At 65.7% G+C, this 15,235-nt stretch carries 15 protein-coding genes, 4 pseudogenes and 1 riboswitch; of the genes and pseudogenes, 13 read left to right on the forward strand and 6 right to left on the reverse strand.

Annotation, left to right across the window (positions count from 1 at the left end; all coding sequences use genetic code 11):
* Positions 1-203: 203 nt before the first annotated feature.
* Positions 204-512, reverse strand: a pseudogene (locus tag PSR88_RS35450) (hypothetical protein); the annotation flags it as partial.
* A 533-nt stretch (positions 513-1,045) separates the two neighbouring features.
* Between PSR88_RS35450 and PSR88_RS35455 the strand changes: the two are divergent.
* The 10 genes and pseudogenes from PSR88_RS35455 (at position 1,046) to PSR88_RS35500 (ending at position 8,745) form a co-directional block, all read left to right on the forward strand.
* The gene (locus tag PSR88_RS35455; protein ID WP_016880229.1) at positions 1,046-1,438 is read left to right on the forward strand and encodes an Ig-like domain-containing protein; all 393 of its coding nucleotides are present in this window, start codon (positions 1,046-1,048) and stop codon (positions 1,436-1,438) included.
* Between the two features lie 682 nt (positions 1,439-2,120).
* Positions 2,121-2,771, forward strand: a complete 651-nt coding sequence (locus PSR88_RS35460; RefSeq protein WP_037195660.1) for a TetR/AcrR family transcriptional regulator — start codon at positions 2,121-2,123, stop codon at positions 2,769-2,771.
* Positions 2,772-2,973: 202 nt separating this feature from the next.
* Complete coding sequence (gene hadA / locus PSR88_RS35465) at positions 2,974-3,480, forward strand: (3R)-hydroxyacyl-ACP dehydratase subunit HadA (protein ID WP_050787542.1); 507 nt, start codon at positions 2,974-2,976, stop codon at positions 3,478-3,480.
* A 1,117-nt stretch (positions 3,481-4,597) separates the two neighbouring features.
* Positions 4,598-5,026: a hypothetical protein gene (locus PSR88_RS35470; protein WP_011598737.1), complete on the forward strand. Its 429-nt coding sequence runs from the start codon at positions 4,598-4,600 to the stop codon at positions 5,024-5,026.
* A 220-nt stretch (positions 5,027-5,246) separates the two neighbouring features.
* Positions 5,247-5,525 carry a MaoC family dehydratase N-terminal domain-containing protein gene (locus PSR88_RS35475; RefSeq protein WP_011598738.1) on the forward strand — a complete coding sequence of 93 codons (279 nt, stop codon included), beginning with the start codon at positions 5,247-5,249 and terminating at the stop codon, positions 5,523-5,525.
* Positions 5,495-5,677, forward strand: coding sequence for a hypothetical protein (locus tag PSR88_RS35480; protein WP_272942768.1), 183 nt, complete (start codon positions 5,495-5,497; stop codon positions 5,675-5,677). Before PSR88_RS35475 ends, PSR88_RS35480 begins: the two co-directional genes overlap by 31 nt.
* Positions 5,678-5,756: 79 nt before the next feature.
* Complete coding sequence (locus PSR88_RS35485) at positions 5,757-6,224, forward strand: DUF4190 domain-containing protein (RefSeq protein WP_011598739.1); 468 nt, start codon at positions 5,757-5,759, stop codon at positions 6,222-6,224.
* A 552-nt stretch (positions 6,225-6,776) separates the two neighbouring features.
* Positions 6,777-7,076, forward strand: coding sequence for a hypothetical protein (locus PSR88_RS35490; RefSeq protein WP_011598741.1), 300 nt, complete (start codon positions 6,777-6,779; stop codon positions 7,074-7,076).
* A gap of 700 nt (positions 7,077-7,776) precedes the next feature.
* Complete coding sequence (locus PSR88_RS35495) at positions 7,777-8,067, forward strand: hypothetical protein (protein ID WP_016880234.1); 291 nt, start codon at positions 7,777-7,779, stop codon at positions 8,065-8,067.
* Between the two features lie 39 nt (positions 8,068-8,106).
* A pseudogene (locus PSR88_RS35500) lies at positions 8,107-8,745 on the forward strand (TetR/AcrR family transcriptional regulator).
* A gap of 172 nt (positions 8,746-8,917) precedes the next feature.
* Here the strand turns inward: PSR88_RS35500 and PSR88_RS35505 are convergent.
* Positions 8,918-9,055, reverse strand: a complete 138-nt coding sequence (locus tag PSR88_RS35505) for a hypothetical protein (RefSeq protein WP_157180055.1) — start codon at positions 9,053-9,055, stop codon at positions 8,918-8,920.
* A 32-nt stretch (positions 9,056-9,087) separates the two neighbouring features.
* Positions 9,088-9,567, reverse strand: a complete 480-nt coding sequence (locus tag PSR88_RS35510) for an SRPBCC family protein (protein WP_011598746.1) — start codon at positions 9,565-9,567, stop codon at positions 9,088-9,090.
* Positions 9,568-9,821: 254 nt separating this feature from the next.
* On the opposite strand from PSR88_RS35510, the gene PSR88_RS35515 reads away from it, so the two are divergent.
* Complete coding sequence (locus PSR88_RS35515) at positions 9,822-9,980, forward strand: hypothetical protein (RefSeq protein ID WP_157180056.1); 159 nt, start codon at positions 9,822-9,824, stop codon at positions 9,978-9,980.
* 11 nt (positions 9,981-9,991) lie between these two features.
* On the opposite strand, the pseudogene PSR88_RS35520 reads toward PSR88_RS35515, so the two are convergent.
* A pseudogene (locus tag PSR88_RS35520) lies at positions 9,992-10,383 on the reverse strand (hypothetical protein).
* 520 nt (positions 10,384-10,903) lie between these two features.
* Here PSR88_RS35520 and PSR88_RS35525 point away from each other — a divergent pair.
* Entirely contained in the window at positions 10,904-11,266 is a 363-nt protein-coding gene (locus tag PSR88_RS35525; RefSeq protein WP_157180057.1) for a hypothetical protein, read from the forward strand.
* A gap of 436 nt (positions 11,267-11,702) precedes the next feature.
* Positions 11,703-11,916, forward strand: a riboswitch (cyclic di-AMP (ydaO/yuaA leader).
* Positions 11,917-11,924: 8 nt separating this feature from the next.
* Positions 11,925-12,506, forward strand: a complete 582-nt coding sequence (locus PSR88_RS35530; RefSeq protein WP_011598749.1) for a transglycosylase family protein — start codon at positions 11,925-11,927, stop codon at positions 12,504-12,506.
* Positions 12,507-12,618: 112 nt separating this feature from the next.
* On the opposite strand, the pseudogene PSR88_RS35535 reads toward PSR88_RS35530, so the two are convergent.
* Positions 12,619-13,700: pseudogene (locus PSR88_RS35535) on the reverse strand (IS630 family transposase).
* Positions 13,701-14,094: 394 nt separating this feature from the next.
* Complete coding sequence (locus tag PSR88_RS35540) at positions 14,095-15,186, reverse strand: lipase (RefSeq protein WP_016880241.1); 1,092 nt, start codon at positions 15,184-15,186, stop codon at positions 14,095-14,097.
* Positions 15,187-15,235: the final 49 nt, after the last annotated feature.

The following is a 15,235-nucleotide window of genomic DNA, read 5'->3' on the forward strand; positions in this document are numbered from 1 at the left end:
CGTGAGCGGGATCGTGGCGGCGCGATCGAGGGTGTGCGATGCGGACCAACGACCGAGTCCTTGGTCGGTCCGACGTGTTCAGGCCCAGTCGCGGCACATTTGTTGCTCGGCGTCGGCGAAGCGGCTGCGGTGGCGGTGGCGGACCAGGAAGCGACTGGTGAGGGAAATTCGTCGATCTGCTTGGGGATGACACGGACGGCAAGTTCCTCACCGGACAGGTCGGCGCCGGGCAGTCGAAGGACTCGGCGATGTCTCTGCCTTCGACGTTCACGACCGAGGCCTGGGTGTCTTTCCGGCGGGCGGTGAAGTCGGTCGCTATAACTGATCTTTTCCTCGTGCTTCGGGGTTAGGACTGCCACCCAAAACGGTCCGGCGGCGCGCCACGCCATCGGGGTCTGGCGTGCTGTGGTTAACCTTTTCGGGGCGGTGACGGGGATGGTGAGGCGCCGGTTCGGCTTCGTATTCTGTCGTTGTCGTTGTTTGGGGCGCCCGGTCGGTGCCGGTTCGCCCATGCGGTCAGTGCCCGTGTCGGTGTTCGAGCTCACGAGCTTGTTCTGACGGGAGGGGCTGGGAGACTTCTTGTCATGCAGCAACTTCTCGCCGATCACGAACTGCTCGTCACCGTGGTGATGGTTGTGGTCGTGGTAGCGCTTGCCGCCGCCGCGGTGTGGACGATCTTCCGCTGACCGGCACGGTGCCGGACCGTAGGCGCGGCGACCTGCACCCTGGACCTTGCGGGTCCAGAGGTGGGGGGCGAGTTGGTGATATGCCCCGATCGCCGGGAACGAAGTTCCGGGGCTGACCACTTTGTGCCGAACGGTCGGTTCGGCATTGTCGGTGGCTCCTGCCCCGGGTAGCGTCAAATTCAGCGGCCCGGGCGGCCGCGAAACATTTTATGCGTGGTCGTCCGCTTCGCGTTCCCCACAGCGCGAATCGAAGGAGTGCGGTCATGATTACATCAGTGGCGTCCCATCTGTCAGGTCGGGAGTCTGCAAACCTTGGTGCACCTCGTCGACGGAGGCCTGCGCGTCGGCTGAGGGCCGGAATGTCGACCCTGGGAGTCACCGCCGCGGCAATGATCCTGGTGGCTCCACCGGCCGCCGCTGCGACCATCGACACCACCACGACGGTCTCGATCCAGGGTATGGCTGCGACAACGTGTCCAGTCACCTTGAGCGCACAGGTGTCACCCGCTTTCACCGGTGGGACGGTCCTTTTCAAGGAGGGCAATGTCACGCTCGGCACCGCTGCGGCGGTGACGAACGGAACCGCCAGTGTCCAGCACACCTTCAGTACGACGGGTGCGCATGTGGTGGTGGCAACTTTTAGCGGAGCAAGGGTTGGTGCGGACGATTTCAGAGCCTCCACGTCCGGAGCGCTGACCGTCACCGTCGCGACGGGACTGAATCTGGGCTCGATTTGCCTTCCCATCGGATGAATCCGGGGTCGTCTGGGTCACCGCAGGTCAGTGGTGGTACGGCGAGGTAGGCGTGGCCTCGGAAACGCTGGACGCTTCCTGGCCAGAGGTGGGGGCGTCTCGCCCTTTTTGCTGAGAGGTCGGAAACCCGCTCTGCCATTGACGAGGGAGTATTGGGCAGTGGCAACCCGATCGGTGTCGCGGAGGGGTTCTCCTTCCCCGATTCCCGAACCGGGGACCCCAATTTCGGAACCGCGAGATCGTGCCTGCGCAATCGCCGTCGCCGAGACCGCTCGCGTTCTCGGCGTCGCACTGCAGATCGAGGTCTCCCGGGGGCGGATCGAAACTGCCAGCCCGGTGTGCGCAGGAAGACCCCAAACCGCGTCGGGTGCGTGACCCGATGCCGTCGCGATTTCGATCACGTCCCTTCACATTGCTCGCATAGTCAACGGTGACGGGAAACCGGGACGCCAGCCGATCCACCAGGCTGTGCCCCTGGTACGAGCTATGTGCGCGGTGTCTGTGCGGCGGCCCGCATCCTTCGCCCTCACCACGATCGACGGGTCCGCGGCCCGTGCCCGTGTCTCGGCAGTGTGGGGTGCGGTCGCTCAGGAAGTCGATCTCGGCGAGCCGCAGCGCGACACCGGGGACGCACGATGCTCAGTTCGTCTCCTCGTAGGGCGCGAGCGCATACGATCCGTGGATGCCGAGGCTTCCCGCTGATGTGCGCCGTGGACAGCTCATCGACGCGGCGCGGGAGATCACCGCGCAACACGGTGTCGCCGCACTGACCATCCGCGGGGTGGCCGAAGCGGCCGGGGTCTCGCTCGGGGTGGTGCACTACCACTTCGAGGACAAGGAAGAGTTGCTCACCGAGATGGGGCAGAGTCTGATCCTCGAGGTCAGTGAGGCGATGCGGATGGCGTTCAGCCAACTCGTCGGACCCCTGAAAAAGCGCGGTGTCCCGGGACTGCGGGAACTCCTGTGCGCCGGAATCCGCGGCCTGTGGCCGATCATCGAGGCCACCCCCGATCAACAGTTGCTGACCTACGAGATCACCGCGCAGGCCCTGCGGCAACGCGGCGCCGGCAACGACTCGGCGGGGTTGGTCGCGGCCCGCCAGTACCGCACCATGGACACCGAGGCGGTCGCGTTCCTGAATCTGTGTGCACACCGGGCCGGTGTCACCTGGGGCACCCCGGTCGATCAGGTGGCGCGTTTCGCGCTGGCGGTGCTCGACGGGGCGGTGCTGCGCTGGCTCGTCGACCGGGACAGCGACGCCGCCCGCACCGCATTCGACGACCTGGTCCAGATCATCGCCGCGAAGGCACTCGAAGGGGAGGGCTCATGGTAGCCCCGAGCCGGGGGACGCGCCGAAGTCCCTGTTACGGCGACCGGGTGGGGGGTTGCGGGCGGAGTCCCCTCTCGGCGACACGCCCAGGTTGTATTGCGCGACGCAACACGAGGCAGAACTTTTCGGTGTCGCTGCGGAAGTCCGGGGAGCGCGACCCGAGGTGCGAGAGACCGTGACGGGGGGAACCGAGGTCGCGGCGGTGATGGCGGGGCTGATCGGCCGCCATCACCGGGTCACCGGCTACGAGGCCGGGCGGGAGAAGATCCGCGAATATGCCCGGGCCGTGCAGGATTCGCATCCCGCCCACTTCCGCGAAGACGCCGCCCACGAGTTGGGATACGACGGGCTGATCGCACCGGTCACGTTCGTGAGCATCCTCGGATCGCTTGCGATCGAGGAGCTGTTCGTGCGGGTGCTGGTCGGCTACGACCTGCGCCAGATGGTGCACACCGATCAGCAGCTGGTTCTGCATCGGCCGGTGCGGGTCGGGGACCGGCTGGACTGCGATATCTGTCTGGAGTCGTTCCGGCAGATGGGCGGCACCGATATCATTGCGACCAAAAACCTGATCACCGGCCAGCATCAGGATCCGGTGGCCACCACCCGCACCACACTCATCGCCCGCACCGGCGGGGTGGCCGATCCGGAACTGGCCCGGGCGGTGGCCGCGGTGATGATGCACAAGGCACCCGCACCCCCGGCGCAGTAGTGGCCACAGGAGCCGCTCACCTGCCGGGGGAGGCCACCAACCTGGTTCGGTGTCCGTCCCGCCGGTCACCCGGCGATGAAACGGCCGTGACCGGATTTCTCGCCCGCGACAGGGTCACTAGTCGGTGGCTCTGGTGTGCTGTTGGTGTCGCGCGCGGAAGAGAGCGCGGTGCCGCTCCAGGGCGGCAGCGTCCGTGTCGCGGAGGCTTCGCCGTTGCCGGCGGGCGAGGCAGTATCGCACGGCGGCACTGCGCTGCCGCAACAGTGTGCATGGGATGGCGCGGAATCGTCGTCGAACAGAACCGCGGCGGCGTTGTCGCACTCGATCAGCACCCAGTTCTACGCCAGCCGGGCCGGTGCCCTGTTGTCGAAAAGCACCGGCATCACGGTGTCGTCGAACAGGTCGAAGGGGATACGCGCGAGTCGACACTGGAGGCGACCGAGTGCTTGTGTCGCGGTGACGACTCCGATGACATGCGATGGTAAGCGGCGATTCGTGCGCACGGTGTCAATAAGTGTGCCTCACAACCGAACCGGGGCCGGTGTGAGCGGCTTTGCCGACATGCCCCCGAGAATCGGCACCCGAGCAGGGGGATGGTGGGTTGTCCAGTCCTCCGGCCGCGACAACCTGTTATCGGGGACAGCACGGGAAATCGGCACCCCACACCACCGAGAACAAAAACTGGTCGGGGCAGCGCGTCCGGGTTGGACCACGCGTGATCTGGGCATGCCTCGGTAGAGGCATCGAGCACCAAGAAAATAGCGCGATGCCTGCCCGAGCCAATTGCGACGACCGAGGACACGGAGGCAGCGATAAACAGAGACCACTGACCGGTGACGGACCCGAGGACGACCCGCGCCGGGTCGCCCCCGCCGTCGATGGCAGTCCCGTCGCTGTCGAGGAACGGGTGGTGACCGTCGATCGGATCGAGCAGAAAGTGGACAAGATGCGCGACAAACTCCCGACCACGCGGAGGTCCCGCAGCACTGACACCCAGACACGACTGGTGTTGCACCCCATTCCGTGCTGCCGCTAGCCGAATGATAGTGCACGGCCGACCAACTGCGGTGCAGATGAAAAGCCGGCACCCAGTGGGAAACGCGAAGGAGACACCCGAATGAACCACCGACTCCGCGCCGCCCGCGCGGCCGCGATCCTCGCGGTGGGAATCAGCGCCTCGGCCACGGCCGTCGCCGTACCGGCGGCGGCCGCCGTCACCGACACCCCCGGCGTCCCGCCGGCCCTGATGGATCAGTGCGGCACCGGGCCACTGGTCACCGAACCCAGCCGCATGATCTTGACCTGCGGGGACGCCAACAATCGGCTCACGGACATGTCCTGGGGACTCTGGAGCGCCGATCACGCCATCGGGATCGGTACCGAACACATCAACATGTGCGAACCGGACTGCGCCCGAGGAACGTTCAGATCGATTCCGGCGCTGGTCTACCTCGACCAACCGCGCCCGCTACCCAACGGGCAAGGTACCCGCTTCTCGCATGCCACCGTCGTGACGACCGATGGTGTTAATTCTTACCTACCCTGACAAGGCCGTCGGGTGTCCCATTCCGTCGGGTGTCCCATTCTTAATACTGTGGCGTTGTTGTGTTTCGCACCGCAACACTATTTCCAGACCTGGTCGGTACCCCACGGACCCGAAATCCAATCCCCTGCCGGGGTCGCGATCGGTCGTCCCGTGACGCATACGCCGGTAGAGTGCACCCGATTCCGTTGAACCCGATCTGCCCGGTCGTGTCTTCCCTCCTGTGGGTCCGTATCTCGTTGGCAGGGAAAAGGTCCGCGAGTTCGCGCAGTCGGTGTCCACGACCAATGCCATCCACATCGATGTCGATGCCGCCCGCGCCGCCGGCCACCCGGACGTGGTCGCCCCGCCGACGTTCGTCGCGGTGGTGGTCGAACCCGCGGTCGGCCAGCTGCTTGGCAGCCTGGACACCGGGCTGGATCCGGCCCGGTGGTCCACGGGTCGCAGAGCGCGCGGTATCACCGGCACATCGTGGCCGGCGTCGAGCTCACCACCGGCCTGACTGTCACCGCGGTCACCGAGCGTGGCACGCACGCGATCGTCACCACCTCTAGCGACATCCACGACAGTGAGGGGCGCCCGGTCGGAGTCCCGTACTGCCCTGTTCGGCGGTCTCGAGGGCCGCGTGTCCGCGGTGTGCGGGTTCGAACATGAGCGAGCTGGGCATGCCTTGTGGTGGCACATCGTAAGGAATGACCCGCCGGAGGTTGCGGCGAATGACGTGGAGGTAGTGATGAGTGGACCATTGACCAGCCCGGGACGCGGGGACGATCCGCGGCGGGTCGAGCCCGGGGTCGACGACCGCCGTGTCGTGGACGGCCGACCGGTTGGGGTCGAGGAGCGGGTGGTGACCAAGCCCGCGCGCACCAGCGCGGCCGCGGCGTTCGCACTGGCCGTCGGGACTGCCGCGTTCGTGTGTGTGCTGATCGTGATCCTGTCCCCGGTCGGGTTGGTGCTGGGCATCATCGGGTTGATCCTCGGGGTGATCGGTCTGCGGGCGGCCCGCCGGGTGGGGATCACTGGGAAGGGTGTGGCGATCGCTGGTCTGGTACTGAGCGGGTTGGCGATCGTCGTCTCGATTGCGTTTGCCGCCGGCGTGGTCACGGTCCTGAACAACGATTCGGCGGTGGAGCGGATCGAGCAGGAAGTGGACAAGATGCGCGACCAGCTCCCCACGAGTGTCGAGGTCCCGCAACCCTGACACCCCGCACGGATGCCGTTCACCCGACCCGTGGCGTACGGTCCCCGGGGGTGGGGGTTCGGTCATGGGCATGTTTCGGGGCCCCGGTGATCATCCGAGGCCCCGAAACTCTTGGTGTTCTACGTTGTGGTCAGCCGACGCCCAGATCGATCCCGAGCGCGACGCTCAGGAATTTGAGGAATGCGTCGAAAGCCAAACTGAAGTCGATTCCTGCAGAACCCATCGCGGGTCACCTTTCCGTTGAAAGTGGTCGTTTCCCTTTTCGTCCCCCGCCTATTGGGTCTATCGGTGCGGGTACTGCCGAATGTTTCACCTTTTGGGCAATTTCTCGAAAGTTTATTTTGAACAGTCGACCAAAATGCTTTATTTGAACACTCGACCAATTCGCCTGGACCTCCGAACGAGCAGCGATGGGGTAATTTCGGTTTGAGTAGGTGCATTTCGGGGAAATGCGCAGACACCTGTAGAGCGCGTTGTACCGCCGCCCGCGAAGACCATCGCCGGGGCGATCACGGCCGACGCCACGCCGCACGCACTGCCATCTTCCTCGTCATGACTTACTCACCTCATTCAACAATCCCCGACTGCGGACCACGAGCAACGCTCACGAGGCAACCCACCGCGAAAGCGGTGCCGGCGCTGACGACCGGTGCCAAGGGGGAGGTTACGGTCACCGTCCCGCCGGGGGAGAGTTGGACCTGTTTCGGATTCGACTCGGCCTTCACTATCAAGACCGGTGCCTTCCCCGCCGGGATCGGAAAGCTCAGTGGGTTCGCCAATGGCAATGCCACCGTCTTCTGCTTCGGCGGTACGGCGCCGTTCTTCTTCACCGGATCGGTGCCCGTGGCCTGACCAGAACCCCACTCATTGGGGCGAGTGCCCGTGTTGTGCACCCGGCCAAAAGGTGAGAGAAGGGTGGGCGCCGAGGTCGAGGACCAGGCGGGACGCGGCGCAGATCATCGGGTCGCCGCCGACCGTGGTCGGCGAGCGCGTAGGACAGTTTGATGAGCGCTTCGAGTGCGCTCGCCTGTCGTGCCGCGCGATCGGTACAGCCGTGGTCGGGCGAGGTCGCGGTTGGATCGGAAATGGAAGTAGAAGCCGCCCTTGGTGGCGTGCGGAACTCCGGTGATGTCGTGCAGCGCGGCATGGGTATACCCGTGCCGATTGAACTGGTCCGCCGCCCGCGCCAAGAGGGTGGTGCGGCGGGGCCCGTCGTTGCACCTCTCTTTCGCCTATTTTCCTCTGCACGTCGCCGGGGAATTCGCAGGGAAAACACCGGCGCAGCGCCTTGAAATATTTCACGACGCGACACCGGTTGTCATCCACGGCAGCGCCGCGGATATCACCCCGGCAATATCTCCGGCATTGCTGCGTCTGCCGGAGAATCGCGCCGCGTACACCTTCAATTGGACAGGTGGTCAAAAGAGAATTGGACGACTGCTCAAAATAACAAAATGCCGATCGCGCAACACAGTCAGCCCTACCGGCGATACACGACGCGGAGGCAGAACCGCCGGGTTTGCCGCGAGAGAAGGAAGTTCGAGTTGCCGATATGTCTGTGTTCTGGATGGTCGAGGTCCTGATGGTGACGTTGGCCGTGATTGGTGTGTCGTTGGCCGCGGCGGTGACCGCCGATGCGGTATCGCGGCGCCCCCGCGATACCGTGCGCGAACCGGATCGCGCCGAGGTGGCGGGGGACTCCTCGGCGTCGCCGGTGCTCACCGCCCGCGCGGTGCGCCGGGACCGGGACTGGCACCGGGTTGCGAACCGGGCGTGGACGGTCTGCATCGCCGCCTCCGTGATCGCGGTTTCGGCGGTCGGGCTGTTGATCATCGTGGGATAAAGCCCGCGGCCCCGGCCGCGGGGCACTTACGCTCGATCGATGGCGACGAAGTTGCCCGCCGATCAGCGCCGCGCCCAACTTCTGGAGGCAGCGTTGACGATTGCGGCCGAGCAGGGGTGTCGACGCCCTGACCCTGCGCCCCCTCGCCGCAACCGCCGGGGTGTCCCCGGGAATCGTGCACTATCACTTCCACGACAAGGACACCCTCCTCACCCAACTCGGTGAGACCCAGATTCTGCAGGTCAACGAGGGGATGCGGCTGGCATTGGGGAAGTACACCGAACCCGGCGGGCTGACCGGAATCCCGGGTCTCGAGGATCTGCTGCGCGCCGGGATCCGCGGTCTGTGGCCGATCATCCAGGCCACCCCCGACGGCCAGCTGCTGACCTACGAGCTGACCGCCCACGCGCTGCGCCGGCGTAGCGTCGGAAACGTGGCGACCGGGGCGATCGCGCAGCGGCAGTACCGCACCATGGACGCCGAAACGGTAGCGTTCCTCACCCTGTGTGCGAGACCCGGGCCGACGTCACCTGGATCACCCCGGTCGAGCAGGTCGCCCGGCTCGCGCTCACCTGCATGAACGGGGTGGTGCTGCGGTGGCTGATCGACCGGGACAGCGACGCCGCCCTGATCGCCCTCGACGACCTGGTACAGATCCTCACCAGCAAAGCCCGCTGACGGTCGCGGGTTCCTGTCCCTGCGATCGACGCCGGAGTGCCACAGCGCAGCAGGTTGGCGGGAAAAGCCAGGGGTGAGGATGCTCTCGCGCCGGGGCCGCGCGGCCCGAAGAGAGGTGGGTTCGATTGTTCGTCCTCGGTCCACGCGCGGTGACGGCCCTCGGCCGATGGGGTCAGCGGTCGAGGGTCTCGCCGCCTGCGGACAGCCGTCGAGCCGCGGGCAGCGTTCGGGTGGGGTACCCCGAACCGGACGCAGTATGCGCGTCCAGCGGATGGTCGTTTCCCACCACCACATCTTCGCGGCACGGCATCCACCGATAATCCTGGACGGCGGTGCGCGCGGTCAGGACTGGTCGGGAAGTGTGTCGTCGGGGCGGTCGACGTTCCCGCGCCAGGCGCCGGTTTCGGTGCCGCGCGCTTCGATGAACTCCTTGAACTTCGCCATGTCGGACTTCACCCGGTGGGTCAGGACACCAAGCTTGTCGGCGACGCTCTCCACCATTCCGTCCGGATCGATATCCATCTGCGCGGTGACCCGGGTGTGGGTGTCGTCGAGCCGGTGAAAGGTGACCACCCCGGCGTGGTCGGGGCCGACGTCGGACCTCCACGCCACCCGCTCGTCGGGGTGCTGCTCGGTGATCGTGGCGTTGAATTCCCTTCTCTGCCCGGCAATGTCCAACACCCAATGGGTGGTGGTGGAATCGATCTGCCGAACCTCCGTCACCCCCTCCATGAACTGAGGAAACGACTCGAAGTGGGTCCATTGGTCATACGCCACGCGGATCGGGACAGCGACGTCGACTGCTTCGGTGATTGTGCTCATGACTCGACGCTTACCCGCCCATCACCTCTCACACGCAGGGGCCCGCATCCAACAGTGGTCCGCGCAGAGGTCGAGGGCATGCCCACACGAGGTGGCAAGGTTGCTCGTTGTCGTCCCCGATCGGCTTCGGTCTTCACGTACTGACGTTGTTGCTGCCATGCCTTGGAGCTCACGCAGCGCACCAAGAAGGGTCAGCGATGGACCGGGGCACTTGGGGTGGGCATCGGCCGTTGACCTGGGCGTATCGTGAACTGATGAAGATGAAATCCTATCAGCGCACGGTTGCCGACTGGCTCGCCGAGCGGGACGAGCTGGTGGTGGAAATCCTCGAACTCGAGGGCCGGTTGGAAAGAGCCACACGTCGCCTCGAGGAGGTATCCGCCGAGATCGCCTGGCCGGGTGGAGCCCGATGAGCGCAACTCGTTCATAGCGGCGCGTTCGGGAACTTGCGTTCGCGCTGCCGGTGTTGGAAGCGCTCCCGCTGTTCGTCGAGGAGCAGGACCCCTCGGCGTTGGGTCCGGTGAGAGTCCCGGCGATCACGGTCCGGACGAGCAGGGCGTGCCGATCCAGGTCGTCGGCTCGCCGGGCCGCCTCCTCGTCGTCGAGTAGCCGTGCCGCCAGCCGGTCGCAGTCGATGAGGAGTTGCTCGTACGCCAGACGTGTCGAGGCCTGCTCGTCGAGCCGGGACAGCACGACCCATTCCGCCCACTGCAACGGTATGCGGGCCAGATGGTAGTTGAACCGCAGAAGGGCTAGCGCCGGGCCGCGCAAGGTTGTCACGATCGGCGACGCTAGCTGGTGTAGATGAACAATCATGGCCGCACGCGCGGCCTGTCCGGGCGCTGTCCGCGCTCGTGCACGGTGTGGAGTGCGCGGAGCGCGGCTGGTGCGGGGTCGACTCTGATCAACATAAGTGGGGTCCTCTCACGCCCCGCGTACCCACCGTTCGAGGTCTCAGACAGCGATCGGACCCATCGGGTGTCGTGTGCGCACGGTGCCGTGATCGAAGTACCGGCGGGCGGTACGTTCGGCGATGCGCTATCTGCTCCGCTACGGCAGCGACTCGGTCGGTGGGCAGGTCCTCGAGGCGCTTCGCGCGGACGGTCAGATCTATCCGTGCCAGTTCCTCGCCGAGGGTGGGACGGAAGTCGTGCTCGCCCGGCGGTGGTCGCGGCATCGGTGCTCCTGGTCGGAGCGGCGGTGTGTTCCGTGTCGGTGCCTCAAACAGATTTTCTTGCAGCGGATTCGGCGCCACTGCGTAGACTATGACTACGGGTGACGCGCCGCTATTCTGATCCGGCTGCCTGCGGGGTCGGTGATCGTCGCTGTCCCGTCGATGATCGTTTCCCGGGATGATGTCGCGGTGTTCGAGGTCGGCGGGGACACCGTCCATGCCGTCTACCTCGAACGCCACTATGGAGCTGCCGGCGCCGTACGGGTCCAGTGCCAGTTGCAGGGCCGACTTACCGGTGAGCTGCCATTCGGCGAGATCGGGCAGGTGACGGTCGGCAGGTCGGCCGAAAAACGTCGTGTACCAGGCAACGGCGGCCTCAACATCGACGACGGAGACTACTGCGTTTACGCGGCCGGGCTTCATGGACGGTCATCCTCCCCAGCGGGCCCGGAATGCATCGATTCGCCCCTCGACTCCGGTCAGCGCCTCGAGGGGGCGACCGAGTCACCGGCACCGGACGAGTAACAGGCCCACGCGACATCGTCCGCCCGACCCCGGGGAGAAGGCCGAGGCGCACCCTTCTGGTGTCGAGGTCGGTAACCATCGAGGCAAGGGCCTCGTCGCGACACAGCGCTCCGGCCAGCGACTCCCACTCGCAGCCGCGAATCTCGAGATGATCCCCTCTCGCTCATGCGCCCGGGCGAGGACATCGACGACGCACCGGTGATGTGAGCTCCGTCACATCACGGTCCGATAACGGAAGGGAAACGGCTCGGCGACGGGGACGTCTTGTCGCCCCGAGCTGGGAAGAGTCCCTGCGCGCCCAATGAGGCCCCGCAACAGGCGAAGACACTCCGCGTTATCAAATGGTGACACTGCGGCCTCGGCCCGTTACCGTCGTCACCGGCCGAGGAAACATCGGCCACATCCGGCCCGCCGCGCCAAACCTCGTCCCGCGGGTACCGGAGTCCCGACGAAGCATTCCAGGGACGAGGACGGGGGACCCAAAGTCCTCCAGGGAACGCAAGTTCTCAGACGGACACCGGCCCGAATGTGCTTCGCACACTCGGATCTTGGGGTGAAGCCAGACCCTCTCCAGCCAGGAGAGGCGAGGCCGGGCGACCTCTCAGCCCGAACCCGACAGCTGACCTCGCAGGCGCGTGTGGAGAGGATCTCGACCACTATGAGCGGACGCCATCGCAAGCCCACCAACACCGGCCGCACCGTCGCCAAGGTCGCCGTCACCGGCGCCATCATGGGCGTCGCCGGAGCAGCCTTCTCGGGCACCGCGAACGCGGCACCCGACTCCGACTGGGACCGCCTCGCGCAGTGCGAGTCCGGCGGAAACTGGGGAATCAACACCGGAAACGGCTTCCAGGGCGGACTCCAGTTCTCCCCGAGCACCTGGAACGCACACGGTGGAACCCAGTACGCGGCCACCGCCAACCAGGCCTCGCGTGAAGAGCAGATCGTCGTCGCCGAGAAGGTCCTCGACTCCCAGGGCTGGGGCGCATGGCCGTCCTGCTCCTCGAGCCTCGGCCTGAGCAGCGCACCCACCCAGCGCACCGCCCCCGCAACCGTGCCCGAGGCCCCCGCGGCGCCGGCACTCCCCGACCTCACGGGCGGCGTCCCCAGCACCAACGGCACCTCGCAGTACGCCGGTGTCGTCGACAACGCGATCGAGGCCGTCAAGGCTCAGGGCATCGCGATCGATCCCCAGATCCTGCAGCTCATCGACGCGAACAAGGGACTGCTCCCGCAGTAATCCCCCGCGATTCACAGAAGAGGGGCCCTGCACCGATCCGGTGCAGGGCCCCTCTTCTGTCGCCTGGTCGTGAGGGTCAGGTTTTCGGTGGATCTAGTGGTGTGTCTCTGATTTAGCTGATCTTTTCCAGTGCGACGCGGCCGCGCGCAACCTTGGCGAGGATGGATTCGGCGGTCGCGGTCCATTCGTACGGTCGGGGGCTTTCATTGTGGGCATCGAGGTATTCCTCAATGGAGGCGATGAGGTGCGGTACGGAGTGAAAGACCCCGCGCCGCAGAGCTTTATCAGTCAGCTCTCGGAACCAACGTTCGACGAGATTAAGCCACGAGGAGGAGGTGGGAGTGAAGTGCAGGTGGAACCGTGGATGCTTATCGAGCCAAGCCCGGACCTTCTCGTGCTTGTGGGTGGCGTAGTTGTCCAGGATCAGATGGATCTCCAAGTCCTTGGGCACCTCGCGGTCGATGGTGCGCAGAAATCTCAAGAACTCCTGGTGACGGTGGCGCGGCAGGCACTGGCCGATCACCTTGCCGGTAAGGACGTCGAGCGCGGCAAACAAGGTGGTGGTGCCGTGACGCTTGTAGTCGTGGGTCATCGTCTCGCCGCGCCCTTGATCATCGGGAGCGAGGCCTGGGTCCGGTCGAGGGCTTGCACCGACGACTTCTCGTCCGCGCACAACACGATCGCCCGCTCGGGCGGGTTCAGATACAGACCGACGACGTCGACGAGCTTGTCCTCGAATCGCGGATCATTCGACAGTTTGAACGTCTCGACCCTGTGCGGCTTGAGTCCGCGAGCAGACCACACGCGCTGGACGGTGTCCTTGGAGACCCCGACATACTCTGCCATCGTCCGGCAACTCCAATGAGTCTCGCCTTTCGGGCGGTAGTTCTGCGTCAGGTCCACGATCTCCTCGATCTTCTCCTGCGGGATCGAGGGCTTGCGACCACGACCCTTGCGCACCTCACCCAACCGCGCCATGCCGTCCTCGGCGAACCGCACCCGCCAGTTCGCCACCGATCCCGGCGATACCGACAACGCCTGCGCGATAGCAGTGTTAGCCATGCCCTCGGCCGCCATCAACAACGCCTTGGCCCGCACCACCTCCCGATGTGCACCCGACTGCGACCGCGCCAACGACTCGAGTACAACGCGCTGCCCATCGGAAATCTCCAAAGCTGGTACCGGGTTCCTCATGTACGGATTCTATCGAATCGATCAAGAATTATTTGCGAGACACACCACTAGCTCTGGCGCATCGGTTTAGTTCTTACTCGGGGTGATTCGGCCTTCGAACGTGATTGCAAACGCATTGAGAGCCGGCTTCCACCTCGCCACCCGTCATGCTCTTCCCTTGCCCTCGACCAAGTCGACACGCCTGGTGTGATGGTGGATGTCGCCGATCCCTGTTCCCAGGACGGCGCCGCGGACGCCGACAGCTCGGACACCGGCGGCCGGCATTGGCGGCACCCGTTCGGGCACCACACTGATTCCTCCGGTCACCGCCTGGCTCACTGACCGACACGAAAAGGACGGGCGGATCCGGCTCGACCGCTCGGTGGACCGCACATGTCGAGAAATTCTCCCCGGCTCACGGCTGTTCACAGGAGTTCGGCGCCGGCTGTCCGGCGAACTGTGCCTCGATCCAGGGAATGGCGGGGCCCATATCTATTTCGCCGTGCCCCTTGGCAGGATCGAAGATCACAGCGACGGTGTCACCGCGGTCGCATGCTCCGGCGATCGCGCGGGCGGTCCATTCTGGCCGCATGAAGGAATCCGTGCCACCGTAGCCGATCAGCAATGGTGCCGTCGCAACGCTTTTCGGCAATGACATCGCCTCCAGGAGGTCGCGTAACCGTCCGAGTGCTTCGGGTGTGGCGGGTCTGAGGTCGTCGGCGGTGACGGTGCCTGCGATCTGGGCTCGTGTCTCGGCGGTGGGGCCGGAGCAGGACAGCAGAACATCCCAGTTCTGAGCCACCACACCGCGGCGATATTCGTCGAGGTCGAGACCGGGGTGTGATTTCTCGAGCGTGGCGAGCACCCATTGCAGGACCAACACCTGATCGTTGGTCAGGGTGCCGGTGGCCGCGGCGTCGGCCAGTGCGCGCAGGTTCGCCAGGGGCGACATCGCGACGGTCCCCACCAGGTTCAATCCCCGCCCGTACTCGCGGGCAAGTTCGTTTGCGGCCCAGGAGGCCTGGCCGCCCTGGGAGTACCCGAACCCCAACCACCGATCGGATGTGTCGGGAATCATCTGCCGGGCGGCACGAACGGCGTCGATGACGTTGTAGCCCGCGGTGGTTGGGTCGAGATATGGGTGGTAGCCAGGTGCGCCCAATCCCTGGTAGTCGGGAACGGCGACGACGTAACCTCGGCGGAGAAACTCCCCGACCAGCAAGGACGACCCCAGCAGTTGGCTGTCCTTCGAGGGGGCGCATTCCTGCTGGATCCCGGTGGTGCCGTGCGCCAATGCGATCACCGGCCATCCGCCGTCCGGCGCGTGTCCTTGGGGAGCGAACACCGATCCCGTGACCTCGGTAATGGACCCGTCGACGCCGCTCGTCGAGAGGTAGGTTACCCGCGCGGTCAGTGCCGCCAGTTTGGCGATTCGCCGGTCGATGGTGGGCATCTCGACCGCGCGGAGCACCGCCCCCGGTCCGGTGGCGTCCGACGGGATCGGCACGGTGGTTTCCGAGGTGCGACCGGCGTCGTCGGAGTGTCCGGACCCGACT

It is taken from the genome of Rhodococcus sp. DK176 (assembly GCF_038447315.2).
GTDB lineage: Bacteria > Actinomycetota > Actinomycetes > Mycobacteriales > Mycobacteriaceae > Rhodococcus_F > Rhodococcus_F jostii_A.

What these genes read in the sequence shown, in the direction of transcription:
- PSR88_RS35455 (WP_016880229.1), top strand. Translation starts at nt 1,046, where the DNA reads ATGTCGACCCTGGGAGTCACCGCCGCGGCAATGATCCTGGTGGCTCCA.
- PSR88_RS35460 (WP_037195660.1), top strand. Translation starts at nt 2,121, where the DNA reads ATGCCGAGGCTTCCCGCTGATGTGCGCCGTGGACAGCTCATCGACGCG.
- hadA (WP_050787542.1), top strand. Translation starts at nt 2,974, where the DNA reads ATGGCGGGGCTGATCGGCCGCCATCACCGGGTCACCGGCTACGAGGCC.
- PSR88_RS35470 (WP_011598737.1), top strand. Translation starts at nt 4,598, where the DNA reads ATGAACCACCGACTCCGCGCCGCCCGCGCGGCCGCGATCCTCGCGGTG.
- PSR88_RS35485 (WP_011598739.1), top strand. Translation starts at nt 5,757, where the DNA reads ATGAGTGGACCATTGACCAGCCCGGGACGCGGGGACGATCCGCGGCGG.
- PSR88_RS35490 (WP_011598741.1), top strand. Translation starts at nt 6,777, where the DNA reads ATGACTTACTCACCTCATTCAACAATCCCCGACTGCGGACCACGAGCA.
- PSR88_RS35495 (WP_016880234.1), top strand. Translation starts at nt 7,777, where the DNA reads ATGTCTGTGTTCTGGATGGTCGAGGTCCTGATGGTGACGTTGGCCGTG.
- PSR88_RS35505 (WP_157180055.1), bottom strand. Translation starts at nt 9,055, where the DNA reads ATGCCGTGCCGCGAAGATGTGGTGGTGGGAAACGACCATCCGCTGGAC.
- PSR88_RS35510 (WP_011598746.1), bottom strand. Translation starts at nt 9,567, where the DNA reads ATGAGCACAATCACCGAAGCAGTCGACGTCGCTGTCCCGATCCGCGTG.
- PSR88_RS35515 (WP_157180056.1), top strand. Translation starts at nt 9,822, where the DNA reads ATGAAGATGAAATCCTATCAGCGCACGGTTGCCGACTGGCTCGCCGAG.
- PSR88_RS35525 (WP_157180057.1), top strand. Translation starts at nt 10,904, where the DNA reads ATGATCGTTTCCCGGGATGATGTCGCGGTGTTCGAGGTCGGCGGGGAC.
- PSR88_RS35530 (WP_011598749.1), top strand. Translation starts at nt 11,925, where the DNA reads ATGAGCGGACGCCATCGCAAGCCCACCAACACCGGCCGCACCGTCGCC.